This is a genomic window from Burkholderia sp. 4M9327F10, assembly GCF_005503145.1.
Taxonomy (GTDB): domain Bacteria; phylum Pseudomonadota; class Gammaproteobacteria; order Burkholderiales; family Burkholderiaceae; genus Paraburkholderia.
This window is the reverse complement of sequence record NZ_SCNV01000151.1, coordinates 1-1136: the sequence shown is the minus strand read 5'-3', so window position 1 is coordinate 1136 and position 1136 is coordinate 1. Positions and strand designations below refer to the sequence as shown.

Genomic DNA, 1136 nt, shown 5'->3' with positions numbered 1-1136 from the left:
ATGGCGTTGTTGCATAAATCGAATTTGAAGGCAAAGGTGGACCTTTGATGCTGACTTCAAACGATGCGAACGGATTGCGGGCGAGCGAGAGCCGTCATGCGGTTGAGCACGCCCACGCGGATCGCGACTTCGGTTGCCTGCGAGCCGATGCGTCGCGCCCACAGGCAATCGCCCGTGAGCTTCTTGAGCCGGTACATCAGGTTTTCAACGAGCGAGCGCCGGTGGTAACCGCTGCACTTCTTCCATTCGGCTCGCCCGCCTTTCGCAATCTCGGCGATAGCCGAGTTACGCCAGCCTGCGCCGGCCGTGTTTTCCGGCCATGGCATCGCGCCTTCGCGCGGTGGAATCGAAGGCTGGGCACCGCGCGCGGCGATCACCGCATGGGCGTGCTTCGTGTCGTACGCGCCGTCGCCGCCAACAATTTCAACCGGTACATCGCGGGGAATCTGCTCGAGCAGATCGGGCAGCACGCTGGCATCGTCGACATCCTGATGTGTCATCAACGCCGCGCATATCTGGCCGGTCTTCGCATCCATGGCCAGATGCACCTTGCGCCAGGTACGGCGCTTCGAATAACCGTGCTTGCGCACCTTCCATTCACCCTCCCCGTACAGTTTGAGGCCCGTGCTGTCGATGACCAGATGCAACGGCTGGCCGCTGCGTGGTGCAGGCAGGGCCACTTCCAGCTTCTGGGCGCGGCGACTCAGTGTCGTGTAGTTGGGCACGGGCAAACCGGAGAAAGCGAGGTCTCGCTGACTTTGTGCGAAACCCTGAAGCGCCCGCAGCGGCAGGCGAAAAACCTGCTTGAGCCCGAGCAGCAGCTGGATGGCTGCGTCTGCATAGATGCATGGCCGGCCGCGCTTGCGCGCCGCGGATGCAGTCGGGTTCGTCAATACCCCCTCGTCGATCCACACCGTTACGTTCCCTCGCCCGATCAGCCCCGCGTTGTATTCCGGCCAGTTCCTGACGCGGTACACGCCCTTCGGCTCGCTGGTCTTGCGTTCGTCCTTGCGCATCTTTTTGCCCAAAAGGCGAGAATCTACGCACTCCGACACGAAGTTAACAGCAGTACCGTCCCGTCTGTTGTGCGTAAACGTCACCCCGATGCGCAGCAGCCAATTTATGCAACAACGCCG

General features: G+C 61.7%; 1 protein-coding gene. It reads right to left on the bottom strand.

The features are described from left to right. Positions 1-56: 56 nt before the first annotated feature. A complete protein-coding gene (locus tag FFS45_RS41530) occupies positions 57-1016 on the bottom strand; it encodes an IS5 family transposase (RefSeq protein WP_137960358.1) in 960 nt (319 codons plus the stop codon). Between the last annotated feature and the right edge of the window lie 120 nt (positions 1017-1136).